The sequence below is a fragment of the Bacillus sp. JJ1532 genome, from assembly GCF_036965085.1.
Lineage (GTDB): Bacteria > Bacillota > Bacilli > Bacillales > Cytobacillaceae > Cytobacillus.
On sequence record NZ_JBALOW010000017.1, the window covers coordinates 1 to 22,107 of the forward strand.

Below are 22,107 nucleotides of genomic sequence, written 5' to 3' on the forward strand. Positions count from 1 at the left end.
GTTAATTTTCATGGTAGTTTAATAAGAAAAAACGCCAACCAACGTAAGTCTGACGCTATGACCCCTAATTCACGACCTTCACCCCAATAATACTATCGAACGTCACTCGCTCAAACTCTCCTAGCTTTACCTCAATCCGCAGCTCATGCGTAATAGGTTCAACATAATGAACACGGCCAGTAATATCAAAAGTAAAGCCGTCTTCCCAAACAGTTAACTTTACCGAATGGTCGTATTCCATTGCGTAAATAATCCGCAAGTCGAATTCTTCCGCCTCATGTTCGTCAATGATTGGCTTAGCCACCTCTATTTAAGAAATGCACCCTTTAGCCACCCATGAAGCCATGTTTCACCACAGAAAATGTAAGAAAATATCATTCTTACATGGTAATTTAAAATCACACTAATCGGTCGGTTCGTCAATCTCGAAATGTGAATGCCAATTTTCGTAATAATCATTTTCAGCTTTTTTCCAAAAAACAACGATTGGAAAACCACTAAAATTGTCATCTTGAACTGCTTCTTCAATCATTTCTCTAGCAGATGTTTCTCCAAAATCTCTAACAAAAACTCTTTCATCTAACGGAAATTCCCGTATTTTTAATTTTTCTATTTCCTCATTGGAATAACCTACATTATCTCTTGTCCAATACTTAGCCAAATCTTTACTATGTGTTATTACGACTTGAGTAATTCTAAATTTAAAGTCTTCACTTATTTCATAAGCATATAATTCCTGAGAACTTTTCATTGTAAATCACCACCCAAGAAAATAGTTACCTAATAATACCCAATCCTTATTAAACTATACTGCTTCGTTAGTAAAATAAGAAAAAAAAGATTACCGCAGCAATCCTTCTTGAACTCTTGCATCCTTTAGCACCATAAGGAATGTTAATGATTTAATCTTAGTAAGTTTTCAGCCTCATTCTTTATCATTAGTATTACGTCCTCTTCATTTAACACAAAAGATTTATCGTCATAATCAAGCCTATCAATTAATTCACTAATTTCAAACCAACCATACAGGTCATCTGAATAATCTATCTCAATAGCAACCACTTGAAAAATCATATAAGCTAAATTGAAAATTTCCTTATGGTCATTAGCTTTTATTATTTTATTCGCTAAAAGACCTATATAGGCACATGCACATATTTCAAAGCTTGGCTTCTTTATTGCCAATTCATCTAATGCTCTTTTAAAATACATTTCGACTTCAAATATATTCTCATCGAAGGAAAATGAAGAGAGGATATTTACGGATGGTGAAGTTATATCTTTTTCTAATAGACTGTAAGACCAATTTACATAATCCTCAGTTGAAGCTGTTCCCTTTTGAATTTTATAAAATAAAATATTTGTTTCCACTTTATCACCACCATAATATTTCTCTACCTTGAACTGCACCATTAGTCGAATTAGAAAAAAGGATCTCCGCAGCAATCCGTTCTTGCCTTTAGTGAATGAAGCATAAGTCAAATTCCAAAATGTATAATGTGTTTCATTTCCTCCTGTGCTTGTAAAATTTTCAAAGCCAATTCATTAAGTTCAAAAGACTTCTTATAATACTCTGAAGATATAACAACATCATAAAATAATGATAATGACTCAGGGGGAATAATTGTAATTCCGAAATAGGCTAACCCCAATTCTTGTCGATTAAATGAATGAAAGTATGTTTTCATTATAGATAAATTTTCATTTAGACTATTGATAATATCATCATCAACGGAAATAGAGTTATATTTGTGTGGTTCATACTCAATATAATTTTTTTGTTTATCGAAATCATAAAGTATCCCAAATTCATGTACACAAGGCATGTCATCACCCTCTAAAAATAAATCCTCTACTTCAACTATACTGCCCAGTTAGCCGAATAAGGATTACCGCAGCACCCTTCTTGAACTCAAGCTACCCGTTAGTTTAAGTGCATTTTTTCACAAACTTATACGATACAACACGAGTAGCCTATAACACGTCTGCTTCAGGCTAAGGTTACAAAAAAAGATGGACATCCAACTATTTTCTACCATGTAACTAATTTCGGTAATCGTAAAAGCACAGATCTATATTTGTTCCTGAAAGCCACTTCTACAATCCTTTTTTATCCTTTATAGTTTCATTTGATTGATTTGTTTGTATATCTCTTGTAAAATTTTGTTAAGTGTTTACTTTAGATAATGCACTTACTTAAAAGTAAGGGGATGATTTATCAATGATTCATCAGCGTGAATGTCCAGTTGAGACACTCATTCATGTTTTAGGTGGCAAATGGAAGCCAATGATTTTATGGCATTTGATTGAATCCAATAAGCGATTCAACGATCTAGAAAAGCTTATACCTGATGTTTCACAAAAAATGCTTTCACAACATCTCCGAGATTTGGAACGAGAAGGCATAGTCGATAGAACAATCTACCCTACCATCCCTCCAAAAGTAGAATATTCCCTTAGTGAATACGGCAAAACATTGATCCCTGTAGCAGAAGTCATGTGTGCTTGGGGAGAAAATCATAATAAGCGAAAATATAAAGAATCAGCGTCTTAAAGCTGTTTCAATGAACTTGTACACTAATTCAATCAACTCAAAACAAAAGCTGCCACGGGATACCGGGCAGCTTTTGTTTACCTACAGTCGGCACTCCTGTTATGAATTAATTTTCGGGTTTGAGTTAATAAAACTCCTGATAGTGTAAGATTGTCGCCAATCTGTCTTTAGAAATTTCCTGTCCTCCCGAACTCCGCGTGAACAATTAAGTCATCCCATTCTGTCATGCTTACTTTTAAGTAAGTACCTTACTTTTAAGTGGGTTCTTAACATAATATTAACACGATGCTAAGCTTGAGTTAACCAAATATTAGGAGCCATTTAAGAGGAGGAAAGAACAATGAAAATTATTGTTTTTGGAGCGACTGGGAATACAGGAAAAAGAGTGTTGGCGCAAGGGATAAAAATGGGGCATGAAATTACCGCATTTGTGCGAAGTTCTGAGAAGCTTTATGATCAACTAGGTGAGCATTCTGCACAGCATGTGAAGGTGATAGTGGACGATATTATGGACCCGGTCAGCGTCGGTGAGGCTCTCGCGCATCAAGACGCCGCTATTATTGCAGCCGGCCATGCGGGCCAGGGAGAAGAGTTTGTTCGTATCGTCGATAACATTATAACCCAATGTGAATTCCAACCTAGTTTCTCTGGGCGGGTATGGATAATGGGAGGAGCCGGACTGCTGGGTATTCCATATACCGATCTTATCGGCAACAATTTACCCGGCTTCCCGCCTGAGTATAAAAATCACAACCGGAATTTCGAACGGCTACAGCAGACTCAACTCGATTGGTCCATTATGTGTCCGGGAACAATGATAGATTCGATAGAGCATCCAGATCCGGTTCATCTGCATTTAACAACGGAAACCTTGCCCGTTCCGATTCCGGAGATGATCAAGGAATATTCCGAGGCAGATATAGCCCGTCACTTGTTCAGCCGACTTCAAGAGCTGGATGTTGCTTATGACGATGTCGCGAAATGTATGCTGGACCATATAGAGCTCGGAGGATCGTTTAAAAGAAAAAGGGTTGGTCTTGCCTATCAAAGCGATACTCTGGTGCACTGAGGAGAAGGGAGGTAATCGGTTTGTTTGGATTACTGCTCGTTTTACATCTATTGGCTTCGATTGCCATAATTGGTCCAGCTTTCGTGATGCCCATCATTCGAAGATCCGCTAGAACCATCGGTCAGCTGCGCTTTGCTTTTGGTATAACGACCAAGCTTGCCATAATACCTAAAATTGGCGGAGCCGTACTTATTATAACCGGGGTTTGGCTTATGACCATAACTAAGATAGGGTTATCTCAAATGTGGCTGAATGTATCCTTCCTTTTATCGCTGCTCATGGTCGTCATGATCGACGGATTGATTGAGCCGCGTATGAAAAAGATCATAAAGATCGTATCTGAAAGTCAAGACCAGGGTAATGAAATGCCCGCAGAGTTCGGACTGTTGATGAAAAAGATCGTACCAATAGAGACAGCGGCACAACTGCTGATGATTTCCATATTTGTGCTTATGGTCGTTAAGTCATTTTAAAGAAGCCGACGGGAGCGACTTGACCACATTTTAACCACTAACGCATCAGAATCCGGGGATCTATAATAATGAAGGGAGCCATTTTTTCAAATTTATCCCTTCTCGACTGATCACAAACAATCCCCATGGTAAAGAGGTGATATTATGGGGGCCAACCTTGAAGGGAGAATCATAGAAATTCGCAGTTTCCCAATAAAATCTGTTTTAGGCGAGTTATTATCAATGTTGCTTTAAAATAAAAATTGATTAATAACACCCCGCAAATCCACATTTTTCGTTAAATTAAATGAACCTGTTTTGAAAAGGATTGTTCAAAACGGGTTCATTCTTTATGAAGCACTATACAATTTTTATAAAAAAGTTTGATCATTTTCTACCGATGATCTACAACAATCGCGCCCGATTGTTGAATATCGTTATTGAACTAAAGCCCCCGTTACTTTAAGTACATTCCTTCACAATTTCTTGTTTTCTGTTTATGAAGTGCCATATAATATGAAACATATGATCATTTATATAATTGATTGAATAAAAGAAACAAGTAGTCCATTAAACTCCTCAGAGTTATCATAGTTTGCGTTATGAGAGGCACTTGAAATAATTTTCAATGGATACCCCGTCTTTTCAGCCCAGCTATTACAGTATTTTTTAACATAACCTGTATTGTCATATTCTCCATAAGTAATCAAAACTGGGCAATTAAATTGAACTTCATTATCTATCTTCAAAAACTCACCATAAACTACACTAGCCGCCTTCAACATGTCCTTTTTACCCAAACTAACTAATGATTTGTACATACTTGTCCTTGCTTCATCAGTTACTGTAATAGCTTTTGCAACTGCTTTACAGTAATAACCAAATGGGTACAGTCTGGCAATTGTAGAATAATGTTTTATCCAAAACAGTTCTGATTTTTTATAATAACTTTTACCATAAGGTGTTGTGCCTATTCCTATAAACCCTATTACCTTGTCCCCATATTCATGAATAAAGGACTGAGCAATATATCCTCCTGCTGACTGCCCAACTAAAACTATTCTTTCTATATTCTCCTGTTCGAGTATAGTTAACATCTCTTCGTTTACATTTGCGAAAGAGAAATCTTCATACGGTCTTGATTTTCCATGCAAAGGAACATCCCAAGTTATCAACTTATATTCAGCAGATAGATGTTCAACTTGTTTATCGAAAAGGGTGTGGTCTGCTGTTAATCCATGACAAAAAACAATAGCAAATTCTTGTGGAGGAACTATTTCATTCGTCCAGTAATAGATCGTTCGTTTTGATGAATGTATCTTTCTCTCAATCATTTGCAACCCTCCCCATAATATTTGTATTTTATATTTTCTAATGGATTTCTTATATTCAATCAATGGTATGTCAGTATCTTGTAACCACTGCTACTTATAGTGAAGAACATCTAACCTTTTGCGTTAGTTCAACAATGAAAGTGTTTCTACTTCATAATTTAAATCGTATTACGCAACAAAATCCACTTTACCAATTGTTAAAATAATGAAACTTTTCACTGATATAAAACGTAATTAATGTGTAAATATATTTTGGAGTTGATAGTATGGATTCAATGTGGATTTCACTTCTAGCAATGGTTATAGTTGTTTATGTTCTCTTTTTTAGGAAAAAGAAATAACTGGTTCAATATTCTTCATCATGCTTATTTTATTTTCCTTCCTTTGTGTCGCTATTTGATTCTACTTCGACAAAAGGAAAGTTTTTCCTTATTCAACTATCCTGCCCCTATAGTTTAAGTACAATCTTTCACAAACATCACACTAGCATTACCATAAGTATTCAATTTTTCTTGATATTCTTCCTCCATTAAATGGCCGTTTTCATGAAGAAAGACGCCTTCCTTATTTCAGAAAAGCGCCCTATAAAGGAATAACTGTAAAGCTAAAAAGGCTTTTTTAGAAGCTGCGTTTCCCTGGCCAAGCTCCTTGCATTTTACTTAGGAATACAATTTGCCCAATATGATATGCGTCGTGCATTGCTAAACTCTTCAGTTCAAGCACTAATGGATTGTCATCAGGAATCGGTCTATACAAATCTTCTAGATCTGATTTTGCTAGTATTTTTTCAAGTTCACGATGAACAGAAAAGTATTCTTGTTTTGTTTCCTTCCAATTTTGAAAGGTCTCAGTTGGTAATCGATATGTAGCGTCATTATTTTCTGCCTTTGGTTCATTTGCTGTTTCACCAAGAAAGCGTAACAGAATTCTCTTTTCAAAGAAAAGTAAATGACAAACTAATTCCCAAATGGAATGTGCCCCCTCAACTGGTTTCCAAATTGCCTGTTCCAAAGTAATATTCTCTAGTACTTTTTCAAGTGGTGGAAACCAGTCTTCTTTATCTAAGCAGCTTGCCCATTGTTGTAACAAAAGTGTCCTTACATCCATTTTCTATTCCCTCCAATCTTATCCCTTTTAATAGATAATCCCTTTGGTCAATATTCATTTGCGGCGTGTTGTTTTGGCATAACTTACAATTTCGAGATGAACCATCTGATTACCTCCCTTACTCCACAATCTGGCCCTTTAATTGAATAATATAACTGAAGTTTAAGGGTCAAAAGAAAAATCCTATTAATACAGGGTTTTATCAAACTTTGTTTTAAATTATCAATCTTTTTTACAAATGATCAAACTTTATTGATGACCCTCAATACTATCTTATCTGCTGTTCTTCAGTTAAATTTTTCATATCCAAAAGTTAAACCGATAACAAATAACCAAAATATAGTCTTAATACCGTATTAGTTACTACTTTTTACAATAGTTGTCTTTATGTATAATATCTGCGTTTTGTCAGCGAACCCTTAATAGAAAAAAGCATTGATTCCTTTTTAATGTAAAAACCCATTCTAAGTTCCTGCCGTAAGAATGGGTTTCCCCAAATTTTAAGTTTTAAAAATTATGCTTTTTTTCCACTTCAAGCCTTTCCTTCTTTATATCATCAATTTTTTTTTGCAGTCTATCAATTTCAGGAGTTTCTTTTATAGTAATCAGCCTTTCCCCAAATTCTATAAGTGAAGTATATTCATTCATTATAGGCGTCCTTCTTCCATTGTATTTTCTATGGGAAGGTGCTAAAATACATGGTCCACGAGTCGTTGAAACAAGAATTCCTTTTAAACCAACATTCGTTAACTCCATTTGTTTAACATCTGTAATATCTTCTAATAGAAACCCATAAGCCTGTTCTGGGTAATCCCCTTCAATGCTTAACTTAGTCCATACATTACTAAAACCTTTATCATAAACAATAACTTTTTTATTAGTTAAATAAAGAGTTCCTGCTGCTCTAACATTCCATATATCATCTGGCTCACCATCTGATATTTCACTAATTGGACTTAACCTAACATTGCCCATATCCATAGATGTTTTTAAATACATTTGGTCTCTGTAATTAGGAGTATATCCATACCAAGCTACATCTTCTTGCTGAAACAAACATATTTCATCAAGTTCTAAATAATGATTATAATTACCCAAGTTTATTGTTGAATTGTTTTCTTGAGAATCTTGGCCTTTAATTTCATTTATATCTTTATTCTTTTTTTTATACTTTTCTGAGTAATACAATCCCCAAGCAATTCCTATAATGATTAGAAACCACCACTCCATGTAAATACCCCTCCTAATTTTTCCACCAAGTTCTTTTTCCACATTTTATGCCAAATAGAGGAAAGAATAACAGTACTTTTTAGTTAAATCTTTTTAGCTTATTGAAGGAAACTGCCCTTTAGTTTAGGTGTAATCCTTCACAATCTCAATTTCATTCTATATAAATATGTATTTACATTCCTCAACAATCTGGCCCTTTTCATGAAGAAAGGCGCTTTCTATTTCAGAAAAGCGCCCGATTCTGGAATAACTAAAATATGAACCAAATCTTAAAATCAATTAATTCTTTTTTCTAAGGTGCGTTAGTCGAATATGAAAAAAGCGATCCATAAAATGAATCGCAGTACTCGTTTGTTTAATTGGTTTGTAACTTTTTTAGCATTACACTGTTTGCAACAACTCCAATTAACCCCACAATTACGAAAATATATGCTACAAATAAAGGTGTTGAAGAAATTGATTCTGTAAATATTCTGAACATACCAACAGCAAAAATTAGTAAACTACATACAAGTGTAATAATTATCCGAGTTTTATTTTTCATTTATTGAGACTTCCCAAAAGTAAATAATCTCCTATTTAATTATTACATAAATATCCAATACAATTTACGATTCTTATTCAGTTAAATGCCCCATTCATTAAGAAAATCAAATGCCCTCCTTACTTTAAGAAACCTTGATACCAAAAAATTCTATAAGCATTAAACAACCTACCTAAAGTTGTACCAAACCAGTTTTTATATTTCTATTCAACATTTGAGAATGTAAGTTCTATTTCCTCTACCTGTTCTCCATCGATATTCATTTTATATAGATGGTAATCAGAATCACCTTTGGCGAAATTTCTATCTAACATAAAATAAATAATCCTTCCATCTGAACTTACAACAGGATCACTCACATGCTCCCCAAAATAAGTTAACTGTTTTTCTTCTTTTGTATCTAAATTATATTTATATAATTCGTATTCAAAGGTGCCTCCATCATGAGGATTACTAATGGATTGAAAAATTAGTTTCTTTCCATCAGGAGTGATTGTAAAACTAAAAATAGAAACTTCACGTTTAGAATCAGAAATAATAGACATCTCTTCCGGAGGATCTACAGGAATTTCAAAAACCCTTTGTTTTACTTGGAAGGAATCTTCTGCTGTTTTTACATCTGAATCATCATCTCTACCTATGTAAACACTATCCCCACTAGATGAAACGTTCAATGAATAAATAGAATACTGTTGTAGATTTGTCTTTTGTTCATGTGATTTCTGATTTAGATTAAATTCGTATACATCAAAATTATGTGGTCTTTTCCCTGTAATTGGTGAATAATTTTCAAATGTTCCAGCTCGTAGGTATAAAAGAGACGGATGGTCCGGCTTAAATTCAATCTCTGTAATAGTCGAAGGATCCGTGAATAGGTCTGTTATTGCCCTATTTTCCATATTATAAAAATGGACCGTACTTATCAGTTCTGTGTCCTTATCTTTATTTGTAGTTATATAAGCCAATATCGAGCCATCATGTGAAAAGGTTGGATCTAGAATCATCGTTTCCTCATCATACTCAGCTACGACTGTATCCATCGACTCCCCTTCATTATGCAAAAACAACTGAGGTTTCCCCTCTTTGTAGGTTACATAGGCAATTGCATTTTGAGATGAAACATCATAATGATTGGAAAGCCCATTCTGTTTTTCGTTTTCTGTTTTGTTTAAAAAAACACCCGTAACCACAAGAGCTATTGTTAAAATAAACAAAAATAGTAATAAAAAAATGAGATTCTTTTTCTGCATTATGTAATCCTTTCTTTTCTTTGTTAGCACTATCAAGAGCATTATCTAAAAAAGAGTACTGGGGCATAAAGCCATAAAAAAATGAGGATACAGGCTGCAATGGGTATCATTCCAATTACAAATGCAATCCGTTTATTTTTCTTTACCAACTTCAATTGTGCCGCATACATACCTACCCAAATAGCAATTGGACTAGCAAATATGACCATCATAAAATGAAATTGTCCAATCATAATAAGACCGCCAACGATTAGAAATAGTGACATCCCTGAAATGATAATTCCACTAGTAATATTCATTCCATGCAAAATCTTGATATACTTTTCATCCGAACTATAATCATAGATTGTTGTTCGATAAACAAGACTAATGCTTAGAGCAATGTTTAACCATACCCAAATAGTTAGACCCACAACGGTCATTGATTGATCTAACTGACTAGTGATTAACCATCCGTATAGTTGTCCAAGTGTGTGGAGTACCAATAAGCCATTTAACCATAGCTTTCTATTAATATGAAAATGTTGATTTAGTGGAAGAAGTAACAACATTGTACTTAAACTCATAGAAATACAAAGCCAGCCGATATAAGCATCCCCTTCAAAAAAAAGACTCGATAGATAAACTCCAATTGTGAAAAGGATGGAAGAAATAGCTAATGTAAGCATTAATTCCTTTCGATAAGGAAATAGTGCTTGTTGAATTTGACTGCCAATTTCTCCTTCTAGTCCAAATAGCTGCATGGCCTTTTCCTCTGCCTTTTCTGGTGTTAAACCCTCTTCCTCCATCAAGTAATCACGAGAAATCTGAAGGTGGATAAGTAGTTCGTCATAAAGGTCCTCTTTTTCTTTCTTAGAACTCTCTGTATGACGAACAATGTTTTCCACATATTGTTCTAATTTCGATTTCATATAAGACCCTCCGAGCTTCTATGTACTAAATTCTCAATGAGTCTCCAATCCTTTTGTTTCTTCTCTAATTCCTTCGTTCCTGAATTAGAAATTTTATAATACTTCCTCCTCCCTGAAGGAGTTTCTGACCAATAGGACTCAATCAACTGTTTTTTCTCTAGACGTTTTAATGCTGGATAGAGCGTCCCTTCACTCATTTCATATTGATCGTCACTTAGCTGCTTCAGTAATTTAGTAATTTCATACCCATAAAGATCCCTCTGGTTAATAAGCGATAACAGAAGAAGATCAATACTTCCTTTTAACATTTCCCTGTCCATTTCATCACCTGATCTCAAATTTTATATTGATATTGTAATACGATGTACATCGTATTACAAGGTAAAATTGTATATTTTCCCTGAAGTTAATTGCTTAAATCTACTAAATTTATTTTTCAATTATTTCTCCCGAAAAATGAGCGAACCTTCGCTCTTGAAGAATCGCGCCAGATTGTGGAAGATCAAGATAATGGTTATTACTCTTTGTTTGTTAAACTATAGCACCCTTTAGTTGAAGTTTTTTTCATTAAAAAATTTATTCAACAAACTCGCCTGATTATTATGCAATCATCAGACCAACTTTTACACCAAGACCTGTTTCCCAAAAAAATAAAAATATTACCATAATGAGAAACCAAGAAATTCGCCATGCTTTGTTAGGGCGTACAAATTGAAGGAAATAAAAGATACCCCAGATGACATACGAAAGCCCAGTTGCAAACCACGTAGAGGAATCTACTCCTCCTCCACTCATTCCAGCCCCAAATAAGGCTAATACATTAAATGAAAATAACAAAAACAAAAAAATTAGGTTATATATATGAAATGCTTTCTTACTCAACTGTATCACCTCCTATCAACTTTCAATTCTTCTTCCACTAACCTACCCCTTTAGTGGAGTAAGAGTATTAGTTTTGGTAGCAAGTCTCATATTCGTCTTTCATTAACAAACTTTTACAAGCCAAACCATTTTCGTGATAAATCTCTTTACCAATTTCTAATTTGATACTTCTATTCGAATTTGGATAATCAGGTTGGTCATTTAGAATGTATAGGGTATCATCATCCAGCCACTCTATAGAAAAATTACTTTTTGCATCACTATAATAAACAGTTTGGACTTAATTCTTCTCATAATTGTTTGTAATTTCAACCCATACATTAACACCGCCTGCTGCACCACCATATAGTTCATAATAAGCATTGGCCGTATATTCCCCAGTGGGTGATGTTATAGGACCAGGTCCTTTTTGGGTGAATTCTCTATCAATATCACTAAATGTAAAAAAGTAAACTTTATATATGTAGATTGAAGATGCCATAACAACCCCTGACAACGTTGCAATCAGCAATTGTTTAGGGAAGGCTTTCTTTTTGATGAAAGAAATTATTATGTTAGCACATAAAATCAAAAATAATATAACCGTAATGAAAGAAATTAAGAGACCTAATAAAATTAATATAATAATCCCCCCTTCATAAGCTCAATAACAATCATCTCAAATAATGATAATTTCGCAATACTCATATTCAACAATCTGGCCCGATTGTTGAATAGTGTAGAATTCAAACTAGCTACATTAAAACGCTCTTTTTAGTTTAATTTGGACCCTAATAAATCATCTAAAAAAATAGTATTAATCTCGGTTTCAATAATTTTACTATCTACATATTTAACAGAGTATGCCTTTGCTTTTGGTCTTGAACTAACAGAAATGTTTAGTGTTTCATTAATAAAGTGAAGAGCCACACCGTCATCAACTGCATAACCTTCTTTTATTTTTCCTTCTAATATTAGTTGGTGATATGAGGGCTTCCTTTTATTCTCTCCATCATAATGAGGACAATTACTGCCCTTCAAGTAGCCTAAACAATCTATCTTATATAAAGGTGCATTTAATGGATCAGTTAATCCTTCTTCGAACCAACAAATTGAACCAGCACTTAGTCCAGTAAGTATAACTCCTTTTTCATATGCTTTTTTCAAAGCGTTATCTAATCCCCATTCCTTCCACAAAAGAAGCATATTTCTGGTGTTACCTCCACCGACATATATAACATCTTGCTCAAGAACATATTTTTCTAAGTCTTTAAATTCTGGTTCAAATAAAGATAATTTTCAAAACTTTAATATAGATACCCAATTTTCTTTAAAGGTGTTGTCTGAATAATTGCCCTAAAATGAAAATAAGTGCTGACCCTTGTTACAGGAAAGCGCCCTGTAATGGAATAACTAAAATATGGCCGTTGTACAAAAATAACTTAATTGTTCTTGTACCAACGCCCCCATTAGTTCAACATGAAAATGTTAATTTCGTAAAACATATGGGGGTTTTATTTTTTATTTCCACGAGACCAGATCACGATTGGAATGATTACTAAGGACATAATCCCGCCAGTAATTGATAACGTTTCGTATCTTGGACCAGCAACAACCATTCCCGACAAGGCACCACCAGAAGCTCCTGCTATCGCAATACCTTGGGTTTTGGCACGTGTTGAAGGTTCTATTGAATCAACAATTAGAGCTGTACCACTTATCAGACCAAAATTCCATCCTATTCCAAGTAAAGAAAGAGCAACGACCAGAAGGAACACAGAATCACCCGGTCTATCCGGATACAAAATTAAATAGAATATAGCAAAACAAATAAAGGAATGATTGGAAATGAAGAGGCCGTTAAATCCTGAGGATCTGTTTGAATTAAAAATCGTTAGTGATCCGCAAATTTCCCCTGATGGTAAGAGCATTGTCTATGTTGAAACAAAGATGGACAGGGATACCAATAAATATAGCAGCCGCATCTGGATCGTTTCCACCTCCGGAGAAACCGCCCCACAACAATTCACCTCCGGTCCCGGACTTGATTTTGCTCCCCGTTGGTCCCCGGACGGCAAGTGGCTTGCTTTCGTATCTACCCGGCGAGGACATTCCCAGCTTTGGATTATGTCCAGTACAGGTGGCGAAGCCGAAGCTCTTACTAGTATTCGGTATGTCAGTGGCATTCCTGTATGGTCTCCAGACAGCCGAACCATCGCTTGTGTAGTTCATGTTGGCTCGGAAGGCCCGGAAGATGATATTGGTCGAAAACAAACACCAAGACAACGGTTTACAGAAGATGTACTCGTCATTGATCGTCTTAAGTATAAGTTGGACACCACTGGTTATTTAGTCGGGAAACACTGGCACCTTTTCACTATCCCTGTCGTCGGTTCTGATCGTGGTAAATTCCAGCAACTCACGTTTGGCGACTACAACTACTCTTCCCCAGCATGGTCTCCCGATGGACAATACATCGCCGTAGCCGGTAACAGGACACCAGAACGTTTGGACCTCGCTTTGGTCAATGATATTTGGGTGATTGGTGCTACAGGGGGAGTACCTCACCGGTTAACTCGAAGTCAAGGGCCTGCCAACCATCCGACATGGTCTCCTGATGGACAAGTGATTGCTTATGTTGGACATGATCGGAGATACGGCGGTTATACGAACCCAGGCATTTGGATGGTTGCTGCATCCGGGGGAGAGCCATGGGAATTGACTAACGGCTTCCCCTATCCCATAGGTGATAAATCCATTGGGGACATCCGCGGTCATAAAGAGCCTTCGATTAGCTTAACTTGGGCTCCTGATGGTCAAAACATTTTTACATGTGTAAGTAAAGCCGGAGCCGTTCAACTTTGGCGCTTTTCCATTCCAGATAATCAAGCAATTCAAATGACCACTGGGAATTCAGTCATCTACAATGTAAGCTTTACTCTGGACACTCGTCAGGTGGCTATGGCCATTACTACAGCTACGCTGCCAAATGACATCTGGGTTGCTGACATCTCTAAGAAAACGATTACCAACAAACGTCGGCTGACAAGAGTGAACCGAGATTGGCTCAGTCTGCTCGCCATTTCCGAGCCGATCCATTTTTCCTCGCGTTCGGCGAATGGTCCGGAGGTCGAAGGTTGGATTCTTTATCCGCCTGGGAGGATTCCCGCACGAAGTCTAATTCCTACGATCCTGGAAATTCACGGTGGACCGATGATTATGTATGGCTATGTCTTCTTCCTTGAATTCCAGTTGCTAGCTTCACAAGGTTTTGCCGTGATTTATACCAACCCTCGTGGGAGCATGGGCTACGGACAAGAATTTGTCGCAGCCATCCGAGGCGATTGGGGAAACCATGATTATATGGACTTGATGGCGGCAATGGACTACGTTCTATCGAAGGGAACGCTCGATCCGAACCGTCTTGGTGTTGCGGGCGGAAGCTACGGTGGTTATATGACTAACTGGATCGTCACTCAAACCCACCGTTTCAAAGCTGCCGTTTCGATGAGAGGCATCAGCAATCTGTATAGTCTCTTTGGTACGTCAGATGGCGGATTTTTAAAGGCCGATGATTATGGGGGGCCACCTTGGGTGTTTCCGGAAAAGTACATGAAGCGCTCGCCAATCAAGTATGTGGCCAATGTTCGAACACCGCTCTTGATCATTCATAGCACCCTCGAATTTCGAGTTCCTATTGAACAAGGTGAACAATTTTATACTGCCCTGAAGTTTCAGGGACGTAACGTGCGCATGATCCGCTTTCTCAATGATACCCATGAGCTGTCACGTTCTGGAAACCCCTGGCATCGGGTGATTCGACTGGAACATATTCTAAGCTGGTTTCAGAAACACCTTAAGTTGACTACCGGAACAATTAATGAATAAGGAAATAAAACAAAGAAGACGTTCAGACCGCGCCGGACGTCTTTTTAATATTAATATCTTGTTGAAGAGAACAACATCGTAGTACAGTGAAATGACGAAACTTCATTCAAGTTATTTTATAAACATTCTAGATGGGCGCTTATCCTTACTCTGAACTGCCCCCCAATTGTTAGACACCATCTAACAATTGGAGGTGCAGTTTTTTTCATGCTCTTTTTCTTGGAATAGAGGTTGCACTACATGTTACAGACTTCTATTCTCTATCTTATGAGGAGATTATTGCACAGTTTTTATATGGTTACTATGTGGTTGGTTTGAACTTTCGTTGAGCATTGACTAGTTTCCTTTACAATCTTTATAAGATCTGTTAACTCTCGGATTTCATACGTTGGCTTAATACCTATATCGTTTTCCTTAAGATGCGGATTGAACCAACAGGTGTCAATCCCGTAATTAATTCCCCCTTGAATATCAGAGGTCAAGGAATCGCCTACCATCAACACCTTAGTCTTTTCTGTAATCTGTAGCTTCGAAAACGCATAATCGAAAATACCTTTTTCGGGCTTCTGGAAGCCAGTCTCTTCAGAAATAATTACCTGCTCAAAAGTATTACGAAGTGGAGAACTTCCAATTCTTGCTGTCTGCACTTCCGTGAATCCGTTGGTTATTATAGCTAGCCGATGATCGGTAAGATTTTCACATAATTCTACAGCTCCATTTACAAGATGAATTTCCTCGCACAATAATCTAAGATAAACACTGCTGAATAGCTCTGCATTGATTTCAAGATCATGTTTAAGGAACAATCTCCTAAATCTTTCTACTCCTAGTTCAGATATAGTGATAAGCCCCTGCTCCAACTCGCTCCATAGTATCCTGTTGATCTCTTCGTAGCTTGCTTTATAATCCGACAACCCGGTAGGTAATCCAAACTCTACAAAAGCATTATGCAGTGCTTTTATTTCTGCCATACTAAAGTCTAACAATGTATTATCCACATCAAACAATATAATTTCGTATTTCATAGGTGCCTCCCTTAATTTAGCTTGAATTAAATCCTCTGTTATGGCAAAACAGTGTGTGTTTGGGCTTGGTGTTTTAGCCCAGTATTTTACGAGTTCAATATCTTCCTCTTTACGTTCATTTGTTATCTTAACCAGTTCTTCTAATTCCTTTTTTGTAACATCTGAATCATCTGCAGGCGGGGCATCCACCTTATAGGTGTTCCCGTCTTTAAACTCAAGCGCGCTCCAATTTCCTGCTGTAGGTGCCATTGGATTATCATGAGTCCATCTCATTCCTTCATTACATATCTGTTCTTTTTTCTGCATGTCTTCGGTTTCTATCACTGGGTTTTGACTTGTTGCTTGTTCTGAATTACATGATAATACAAAAAGGCAAGAAAATAAATGTAACGATCCGAGAACGATATTCTTGTTGCTTCATGTTGTCCACTCCTTATTTTGTAGTGCTATTCGCTGCCACTTATCACTTTTTATTGAATCGCTAAATGTTCTTTAATTACGCGTATTTTTTTTAGTTCAACATCTTCTGCACCTTGAACAGGAAGTCCTGCTTCGATATTTGTCCTGGTATATTCCAAATTTCTTTCGTGATAATTTCACCTGGAATAAAGATAGGAATCCCCGGTGGATATACCATGATAAATTCAGCGATAATTCTGCCTTCAGAATCATCAAATGGAATGACTTCCGTATCCATATAAAAAGCATCCCGTGGTGTGAATGCTAGTGAAGGGATTTTCGGCAGCAGAACAGAACTATCGATCAGATGATTAGCCTGACTTTTAAACTCCTTTGAAAGCTCCTTCATTGCATAGACAAGTGTAGACAATTCCTCTACAGAATCACCTGGTGTTACAATACAAAGAATATTATAAAGATCAGATAATTCAACTTCAATGTTAAACCTTTCTCGAAGCCATTTTTCTACTTGATAACCAGTTAATCCTAATTCTTTTACAAAAATGAGCAGCTTCGTTGGATCCATTGCAACTGCGGCACTTGACTCTAATACTTCATACCCCATGCAGAAGAGATGTTCGATTTTGTTGATTTCCCTACGTGTTTCCTCTGCTTTTCGAATTGTATCCTCGAGTAAGGCTTGTCCTTCAGTAACTAAGGATTTTCTAGCAACATCTAGAGAAGATAATAATAAATATGAAGTTGAAGTAGTTGTCAACATACTTAATACTGATTGTACACGCTTGGGTAAAACAAGATTTCCTCGTAAATTTAATATAGAGCTTTGTGTTAACGAGCCGCCTAATTTATGGACACTTGTTGCTGCCAAATCAGCCCCTGCCTCCATTGCGGAAAGCGGCAACTCTTTATGAAAATGAATATGTGCTCCATGCGCTTCATCTACTAGTACAGGAATGTTCTTCAAATGGGCAATTTCTACGATCTTTTTCAAATCGCCAGATATTCCATAATAAGTTGGATTGATAACCAGAACGGCTTTAGTATCCGGATGTTGGGCTATGGCCCTTTCAATAGAATCCGGTGTAATACCATGTGAAATACCAAAGTTTGGATCGACCTCTGGATGAATAAAAATAGGTACAGCTCCGGAGAACACAATCGCGCTCATGATAGATTTGTGAACATTTCTCGGTACTAGTATCTTTTCCCCAGGACCGCACACGGACATAATCATCGCCATAATAGCTCCACTAGTCCCCTGAACAGAAAAGAAAGTATAATCTGCCCCAAAGGCTTTGGCAGCTAGGTCTTGTGCCTGTTTGATAATACCTTTTGGCAGGTGCAAATCGTCCAAAGGACTAATGTTTATTAAATCAATTGCTAAAGCATTCTCTCCGATAAACTCTCTGAATTCTGGATCCATACCATTTCCTCTTTTATGACCTGGTATATGAAATTGAATAGGGCTCTTTTCAGCATGTTTTTTCAAGGCAGTAAATAATGGAGTTTCAAATTGAGAAACCATATGCCTCCCTCCCTTTCATCTAAATTAAAGTAGTAGATTCATAGATGTAATAGACGATTAAAGTGTTCTTCCGTTAAATAAAAATAGAGCGAAGGGTGTAATTGAAAAGAGAACACCATAATATATTTAATCGATAGAAACTAGGTTAGTTCTTCCAAATGATATTCTCCTGCATTTCTTTGTTTAATTAATAATTTAAAAAATCTGGCCTGAATAATGCACCACTGAATCGAGGTCAAATTGACTTGGTCAAAATGTCTCATAATCTAAATCCGCAATAATCATTTATTCTTTTCCCCAAACAGATTCAGCAACTTATTCACCAAGTGGGCCAACGATGGGACTTCCACCCTTGGTCATCACATCTGGAACTAACCCCCATTTAGATACCCATCTTAAATCATTGTATTTGATTAATTTTTTCGTTAGTTTGAATGAATGTATCTAAATATAATCCCAAAATCTTCATAGCAGAACTAGTTCCTATCCTTGATGCACCTGCATCAACCATTGATTTTATATCATCCATGTCACGAACTCCCCCTGAAGCTTTCACCCCAACATTTGGTCCAACTGCTTTTCTCATGTTAGCAACATCTTCAACAGTTGCTCCGGATAGAGAAAAGCCTGTTGAAGTTTTGACATAGTCTGCACCAGCTTTGACAGATAATTTACATGCTTGTACTTTTTCATCATTAGTTAATAGACATGCCTCTATAATAACTTTAACTAGAATCTTTCCTTTGGCAGCAACCACAACTGATCGTATTTCTTCTTCTACATATGCATAGTTTTTATCTTTTAATGCCGCGATATTTATTACTATATCTATTTCATTAGCTCCATTGTTAATGGCATTTATCGTTTCAAATACTTTTGTTTCTAGAGTATTCGCACCTAAAGGAAACCCTATAACCGTACACACGTTTACCTCTGAATCTCGCAAAAGTTCTGCTGATAGGCTTACCCATGTAGGATTTACACATACAGATGCAAAGCCATATTGTTTTGCTTCTTGACACAAATTTATGATTTCTTTTTTGTTCGAAACAGGTAAGAGTAATGTATGATCTATTAATTTCGCAAAGTTCATCTACTCCGCCTCCCTAATAGAGTAATTGTGAATCAATTAACACACCAAACCATTTTGGATGAATGTGAGTTGTGGATAACCTACACTTCTATCATAATGAATTTAAATGTATTTTAATCATCCACTTCTACACTTTTTCCCCATCCAATTCACACCTCGAAGTGGATGAGGAAACAAATAAAGGATTGGATGGTTATTTCTAATGAATTTTAATCTATGATAGTACGAAGGGGAAGTGGTTAAGGGATGCCTATTTATTATTTGTTTGACTTCCGTTCATTAAATTAAGGAGTTGATATGAAATGATTTGGACGACTATTGCTGTTATAGTAATTGGAATAATTTTAACATTTTCAATGTGTCCCCCAAGTGCACTTGTGGGATGGGTTTTAGGTAAATTTGCACTTCATCCAAAGCTTGATTCAAAAGATATTACTGTAACATTTAACGGAACGCACTTAAAAAAGGAAGAAAAAATTAGATTTAATGACTACTTTAATGAAGCTCAATTTTTAGGAAAAAACCATATATTTCCGGGTAATGAAAAATTGTTTTTACATCCAGAGACTAATGTTATTCCATTTGTCATCAACGTAAAAAGTAGAAAAAAAGAAATGAATTTCTATATTTATAGTTACGATGACCACGTTGACGTAGTCAAACAGTGGAAGAAGAAAGTTGCTTCTTATAGTCTTAGATCTGAGTATCTACAAAAGTTTACTATTTCAAATAGTATAAAAAAAATGGCTTGATGTACATATTTAAGAGAACTGTTGATTCTTACTACGCCTTATGTGTATAGGTTCGCTACATTACTCATACCGAATAAAACCCGTTCACGTCATACACATAAGGCTAAATTCAACATTGTATATGATCACAGCCTAAAATAAAAAATGAACCATGAATGAAATCAAGATTCTCTTTCTTTATTTCGCTGATTTTAGTGCTTCCGCAAACCTTTTTATTCCTTCATTGATAGTCTCTTCATTCTCTCTAGCAAAAGTAAAACGCGCAAAACATTTTTTGGATCCCATCATGGACCCAGGGACATAGATAACTCCTCGCTTTATGGAGTTTTCCAATAGTTTCATTTCATCTACATCTCTTTTTAATTTGCACCAAATATGGATTCCACCTTGAGGAATCGTAAACTCCACTTGATCCTTTAGATAATGATTAAAACTTGATACAATTTGATGGCGCCGCTTTTCTAATTCCTTCACTAATTTCTTGATATGAAAATGGAAATGCTCTGATTCTAAAAAATCGTTAGCGATCCATTGGGTAAAGCTAGCATGTCCAAAATCAATTTGTTGTTTAGCATCAGATAATCTCTCTATGACCGATCTTGGTCCGATAATCCAGCCAATCCTTAAACCTGAAGCAACGACTTTTGATAAAGAGCTAATGTATAACACATTCCCATGTTTATCGAGTGATTTTAATGTTGACACTTCTTCTCCTTTAAAAGACGTTAAACTATACGGGTCGTCCTCCACTACAGGAATTCCAAGTTCTGATGATATTTCTAAAATGGTTTTCTGCTGGCTCTCTTTTAGCAAAGTGCCTGTTGGATTTTGAAAAGCTGGATTTAAAAATATCATTCTTATCCGATGTTTTTTATGTAATTCTAGTAATTCATTTGGATCTACACCATCGTCATTTACTGGTAAATAGAAAGTTTTTAAACCTGCTGATTTAAATATTGGGAGATTATAATGATAGGATGGATCTTCAATCACTACTGCATCACCAGGCTTTAATAAGCATTGAACGACTAGGTGTAAAGCTTGTTGAGCTCCCGAAGTAATGAGAATAGATGAGGGATTTGTATCGATATTTCGAAACTCCTTCACATGCTTTGTAATGGTAGTCCTTAATACTACACTCCCCTGTGGATGATCATAACCTAGCCTACCGATAAAAGACCGAGTTGAAGTAATCTCCCTTAACGCGTTCACCGGAAAGAGATCCTCCGATAATTCACCACTGGCTAAATTAATTAATTGCTGCTCTTCCATCTCTTTACGTATTCTTTGAGCGATCGGTAGATTAGGTAAAAACGTCCCTGCTTCAATGTATCTGTTCCAACTAGGTATACGCTTTTTAGTGATCCCCCATATATCCTTACTAATAGTTGTACCACTTCCACGATTACGTTGAATGAGACCATTTGATTCAAGCTCATCATATGCAGCTACAACAGTGCTTCTATTTATATTTAGCCCTTTAGCTAAGTATCTCTCAGAGGGTAGTGGTTTATCTGGAGGAAAAGTTCCATCAGCAATGCCATTTTCAATAAACTCAGCAATTTGTTTATAAATCGGTTTTTTAGCTTTTCGGTCAATATTCCAGTCCATTTATTTGCATCCCTTTTTAAAATTTTGTTTTATATATTGTAACCTAATTTTCCTTACTTTTTTCAATAATACAAATAAATACCCTATTGAGTCACACGACCAATAGGGTATTTAACATTGCTATCCACTAAACAATTTTACTAATATACACACCAAGCGCAATGACAGACAATAATATAACGATAGCATAAATGAATGTTAAGTTAGTAGTATTTTTTTTAGTTGAGCCACTATAATTCTTGTCACTCTTACTCGCTACCAGTACTGTCCCAACCCCAGCTAGTATTGAAATAATTATGACAAAAGCAATCAATAATTTCATAGGCCACCTCTTTTTCATTTTTTAAATTAATAAGTCTATCAAAAATGCCCAAAGTTATTTTTCATCTAAATCATTACTATAAAATAAATAGTAATGATTGTACCCATCCATTATTGAATAAATTCCACCATCCACTTTATTGTATGACACCTTTTCCCT

At 36.1% G+C, this 22,107-nt stretch carries 21 protein-coding genes and 3 pseudogenes; 5 read left to right on the plus strand and 19 right to left on the minus strand.

All coding sequences use genetic code 11. The annotated features are described in order from the left end of the window. Positions 1-64: 64 nt before the first annotated feature. From V7122_RS08230 to V7122_RS08245, 4 genes are all read right to left on the minus strand, one after another. The gene (locus V7122_RS08230; protein WP_335345933.1) at positions 65-304 is read right to left on the minus strand and encodes a YolD-like family protein; all 240 of its coding nucleotides are present in this window, start codon (positions 302-304) and stop codon (positions 65-67) included. A 99-nt stretch (positions 305-403) separates the two neighbouring features. Continuing rightward, positions 404-751, minus strand: coding sequence for a hypothetical protein (locus V7122_RS08235; protein WP_335526320.1), 348 nt, complete (start codon positions 749-751; stop codon positions 404-406). Between the two features lie 143 nt (positions 752-894). Further along, complete coding sequence (locus V7122_RS08240; protein ID WP_335526321.1) at positions 895-1,371, minus strand: hypothetical protein; 477 nt, start codon at positions 1,369-1,371, stop codon at positions 895-897. Positions 1,372-1,478: 107 nt separating this feature from the next. Continuing rightward, complete coding sequence (locus tag V7122_RS08245) at positions 1,479-1,826, minus strand: short-chain dehydrogenase (RefSeq protein WP_335526322.1); 348 nt, start codon at positions 1,824-1,826, stop codon at positions 1,479-1,481. A 395-nt stretch (positions 1,827-2,221) separates the two neighbouring features. On the opposite strand from V7122_RS08245, the gene V7122_RS08250 reads away from it, so the two are divergent. The 3 genes from V7122_RS08250 (at position 2,222) to V7122_RS08260 (ending at position 4,096) form a co-directional block, all read left to right on the plus strand. Further along, a complete protein-coding gene (locus tag V7122_RS08250; protein WP_335348215.1) occupies positions 2,222-2,554 on the plus strand; it encodes a winged helix-turn-helix transcriptional regulator in 333 nt (110 codons plus the stop codon). Positions 2,555-2,894: 340 nt separating this feature from the next. Continuing rightward, the gene (locus V7122_RS08255; protein WP_335526324.1) at positions 2,895-3,623 is read left to right on the plus strand and encodes an NAD(P)-dependent oxidoreductase; all 729 of its coding nucleotides are present in this window, start codon (positions 2,895-2,897) and stop codon (positions 3,621-3,623) included. A gap of 14 nt (positions 3,624-3,637) precedes the next feature. Then, entirely contained in the window at positions 3,638-4,096 is a 459-nt protein-coding gene (locus V7122_RS08260; protein WP_335348217.1) for a DUF2269 family protein, read from the plus strand. Positions 4,097-4,608: 512 nt separating this feature from the next. Here the strand turns inward: V7122_RS08260 and V7122_RS08265 are convergent. The 10 genes and pseudogenes from V7122_RS08265 to V7122_RS08310 form a co-directional block, all read right to left on the minus strand. After that, complete coding sequence (locus V7122_RS08265) at positions 4,609-5,409, minus strand: alpha/beta fold hydrolase (protein WP_335526325.1); 801 nt, start codon at positions 5,407-5,409, stop codon at positions 4,609-4,611. 618 nt (positions 5,410-6,027) lie between these two features. Further along, the gene (locus tag V7122_RS08270) at positions 6,028-6,516 is read right to left on the minus strand and encodes a DinB family protein (protein WP_151536189.1); all 489 of its coding nucleotides are present in this window, start codon (positions 6,514-6,516) and stop codon (positions 6,028-6,030) included. 507 nt (positions 6,517-7,023) lie between these two features. Beyond that, positions 7,024-7,746 (minus strand): hypothetical protein, encoded by a 723-nt coding sequence (locus V7122_RS08275; RefSeq protein ID WP_335526328.1) that lies wholly within the window; start codon positions 7,744-7,746, stop codon positions 7,024-7,026. A gap of 747 nt (positions 7,747-8,493) precedes the next feature. After that, positions 8,494-9,540 (minus strand): TolB family protein, encoded by a 1,047-nt coding sequence (locus V7122_RS08280; protein WP_335348285.1) that lies wholly within the window; start codon positions 9,538-9,540, stop codon positions 8,494-8,496. Positions 9,541-9,581: 41 nt separating this feature from the next. Further along, on the minus strand, positions 9,582-10,451 hold the full coding sequence (locus tag V7122_RS08285; protein ID WP_335348284.1) for a permease prefix domain 1-containing protein: 870 nt from the start codon (positions 10,449-10,451) through the stop codon (positions 9,582-9,584). Then, a complete protein-coding gene (locus tag V7122_RS08290; RefSeq protein WP_335526330.1) occupies positions 10,448-10,771 on the minus strand; it encodes a PadR family transcriptional regulator in 324 nt (107 codons plus the stop codon). The genes V7122_RS08285 and V7122_RS08290 overlap by 4 nt, the downstream gene beginning before the upstream one ends. A 280-nt stretch (positions 10,772-11,051) precedes the next feature. After that, positions 11,052-11,333 carry a hypothetical protein gene (locus tag V7122_RS08295; protein ID WP_335526332.1) on the minus strand — a complete coding sequence of 94 codons (282 nt, stop codon included), beginning with the start codon at positions 11,331-11,333 and terminating at the stop codon, positions 11,052-11,054. Positions 11,334-11,613: 280 nt separating this feature from the next. After that, positions 11,614-11,814 (minus strand): hypothetical protein, encoded by a 201-nt coding sequence (locus tag V7122_RS08300; protein WP_335348470.1) that lies wholly within the window; start codon positions 11,812-11,814, stop codon positions 11,614-11,616. A 272-nt stretch (positions 11,815-12,086) separates the two neighbouring features. Further along, positions 12,087-12,596: pseudogene (locus V7122_RS08305) on the minus strand (Type 1 glutamine amidotransferase-like domain-containing protein); the annotation flags it as partial. 230 nt (positions 12,597-12,826) lie between these two features. Then, a pseudogene (locus V7122_RS08310) lies at positions 12,827-13,102 on the minus strand (MFS transporter); the annotation flags it as partial. A gap of 58 nt (positions 13,103-13,160) precedes the next feature. Here V7122_RS08310 and V7122_RS08315 point away from each other — a divergent pair. After that, a complete protein-coding gene (locus tag V7122_RS08315) occupies positions 13,161-15,200 on the plus strand; it encodes a S9 family peptidase (protein ID WP_335526335.1) in 2,040 nt (679 codons plus the stop codon). 290 nt (positions 15,201-15,490) lie between these two features. Here the strand turns inward: V7122_RS08315 and V7122_RS08320 are convergent, their stop codons facing one another. From V7122_RS08320 to deoC, 3 genes and pseudogenes are all read right to left on the minus strand, one after another. After that, positions 15,491-16,225, minus strand: coding sequence for a YjjG family noncanonical pyrimidine nucleotidase (locus tag V7122_RS08320; protein ID WP_335346345.1), 735 nt, complete (start codon positions 16,223-16,225; stop codon positions 15,491-15,493). A 470-nt stretch (positions 16,226-16,695) separates the two neighbouring features. Continuing rightward, positions 16,696-18,170: pseudogene (locus V7122_RS08325) on the minus strand (aminotransferase class I/II-fold pyridoxal phosphate-dependent enzyme). Positions 18,171-18,570: 400 nt separating this feature from the next. Beyond that, a complete protein-coding gene (gene deoC / locus V7122_RS08330; RefSeq protein ID WP_335346333.1) occupies positions 18,571-19,263 on the minus strand; it encodes a deoxyribose-phosphate aldolase in 693 nt (230 codons plus the stop codon). A gap of 302 nt (positions 19,264-19,565) precedes the next feature. On the opposite strand from deoC, the gene V7122_RS08335 reads away from it, so the two are divergent. Next, positions 19,566-20,015: a YfmQ family protein gene (locus V7122_RS08335; RefSeq protein WP_335526336.1), complete on the plus strand. Its 450-nt coding sequence runs from the start codon at positions 19,566-19,568 to the stop codon at positions 20,013-20,015. A 177-nt stretch (positions 20,016-20,192) separates the two neighbouring features. On the opposite strand, the gene V7122_RS08340 is transcribed toward V7122_RS08335, so the two are convergent. Then, positions 20,193-21,626 (minus strand): PLP-dependent aminotransferase family protein, encoded by a 1,434-nt coding sequence (locus tag V7122_RS08340; protein ID WP_335526337.1) that lies wholly within the window; start codon positions 21,624-21,626, stop codon positions 20,193-20,195. A 127-nt stretch (positions 21,627-21,753) separates the two neighbouring features. Further along, positions 21,754-21,948 (minus strand): hypothetical protein, encoded by a 195-nt coding sequence (locus V7122_RS08345; RefSeq protein WP_335526339.1) that lies wholly within the window; start codon positions 21,946-21,948, stop codon positions 21,754-21,756. Between the last annotated feature and the right edge of the window lie 159 nt (positions 21,949-22,107).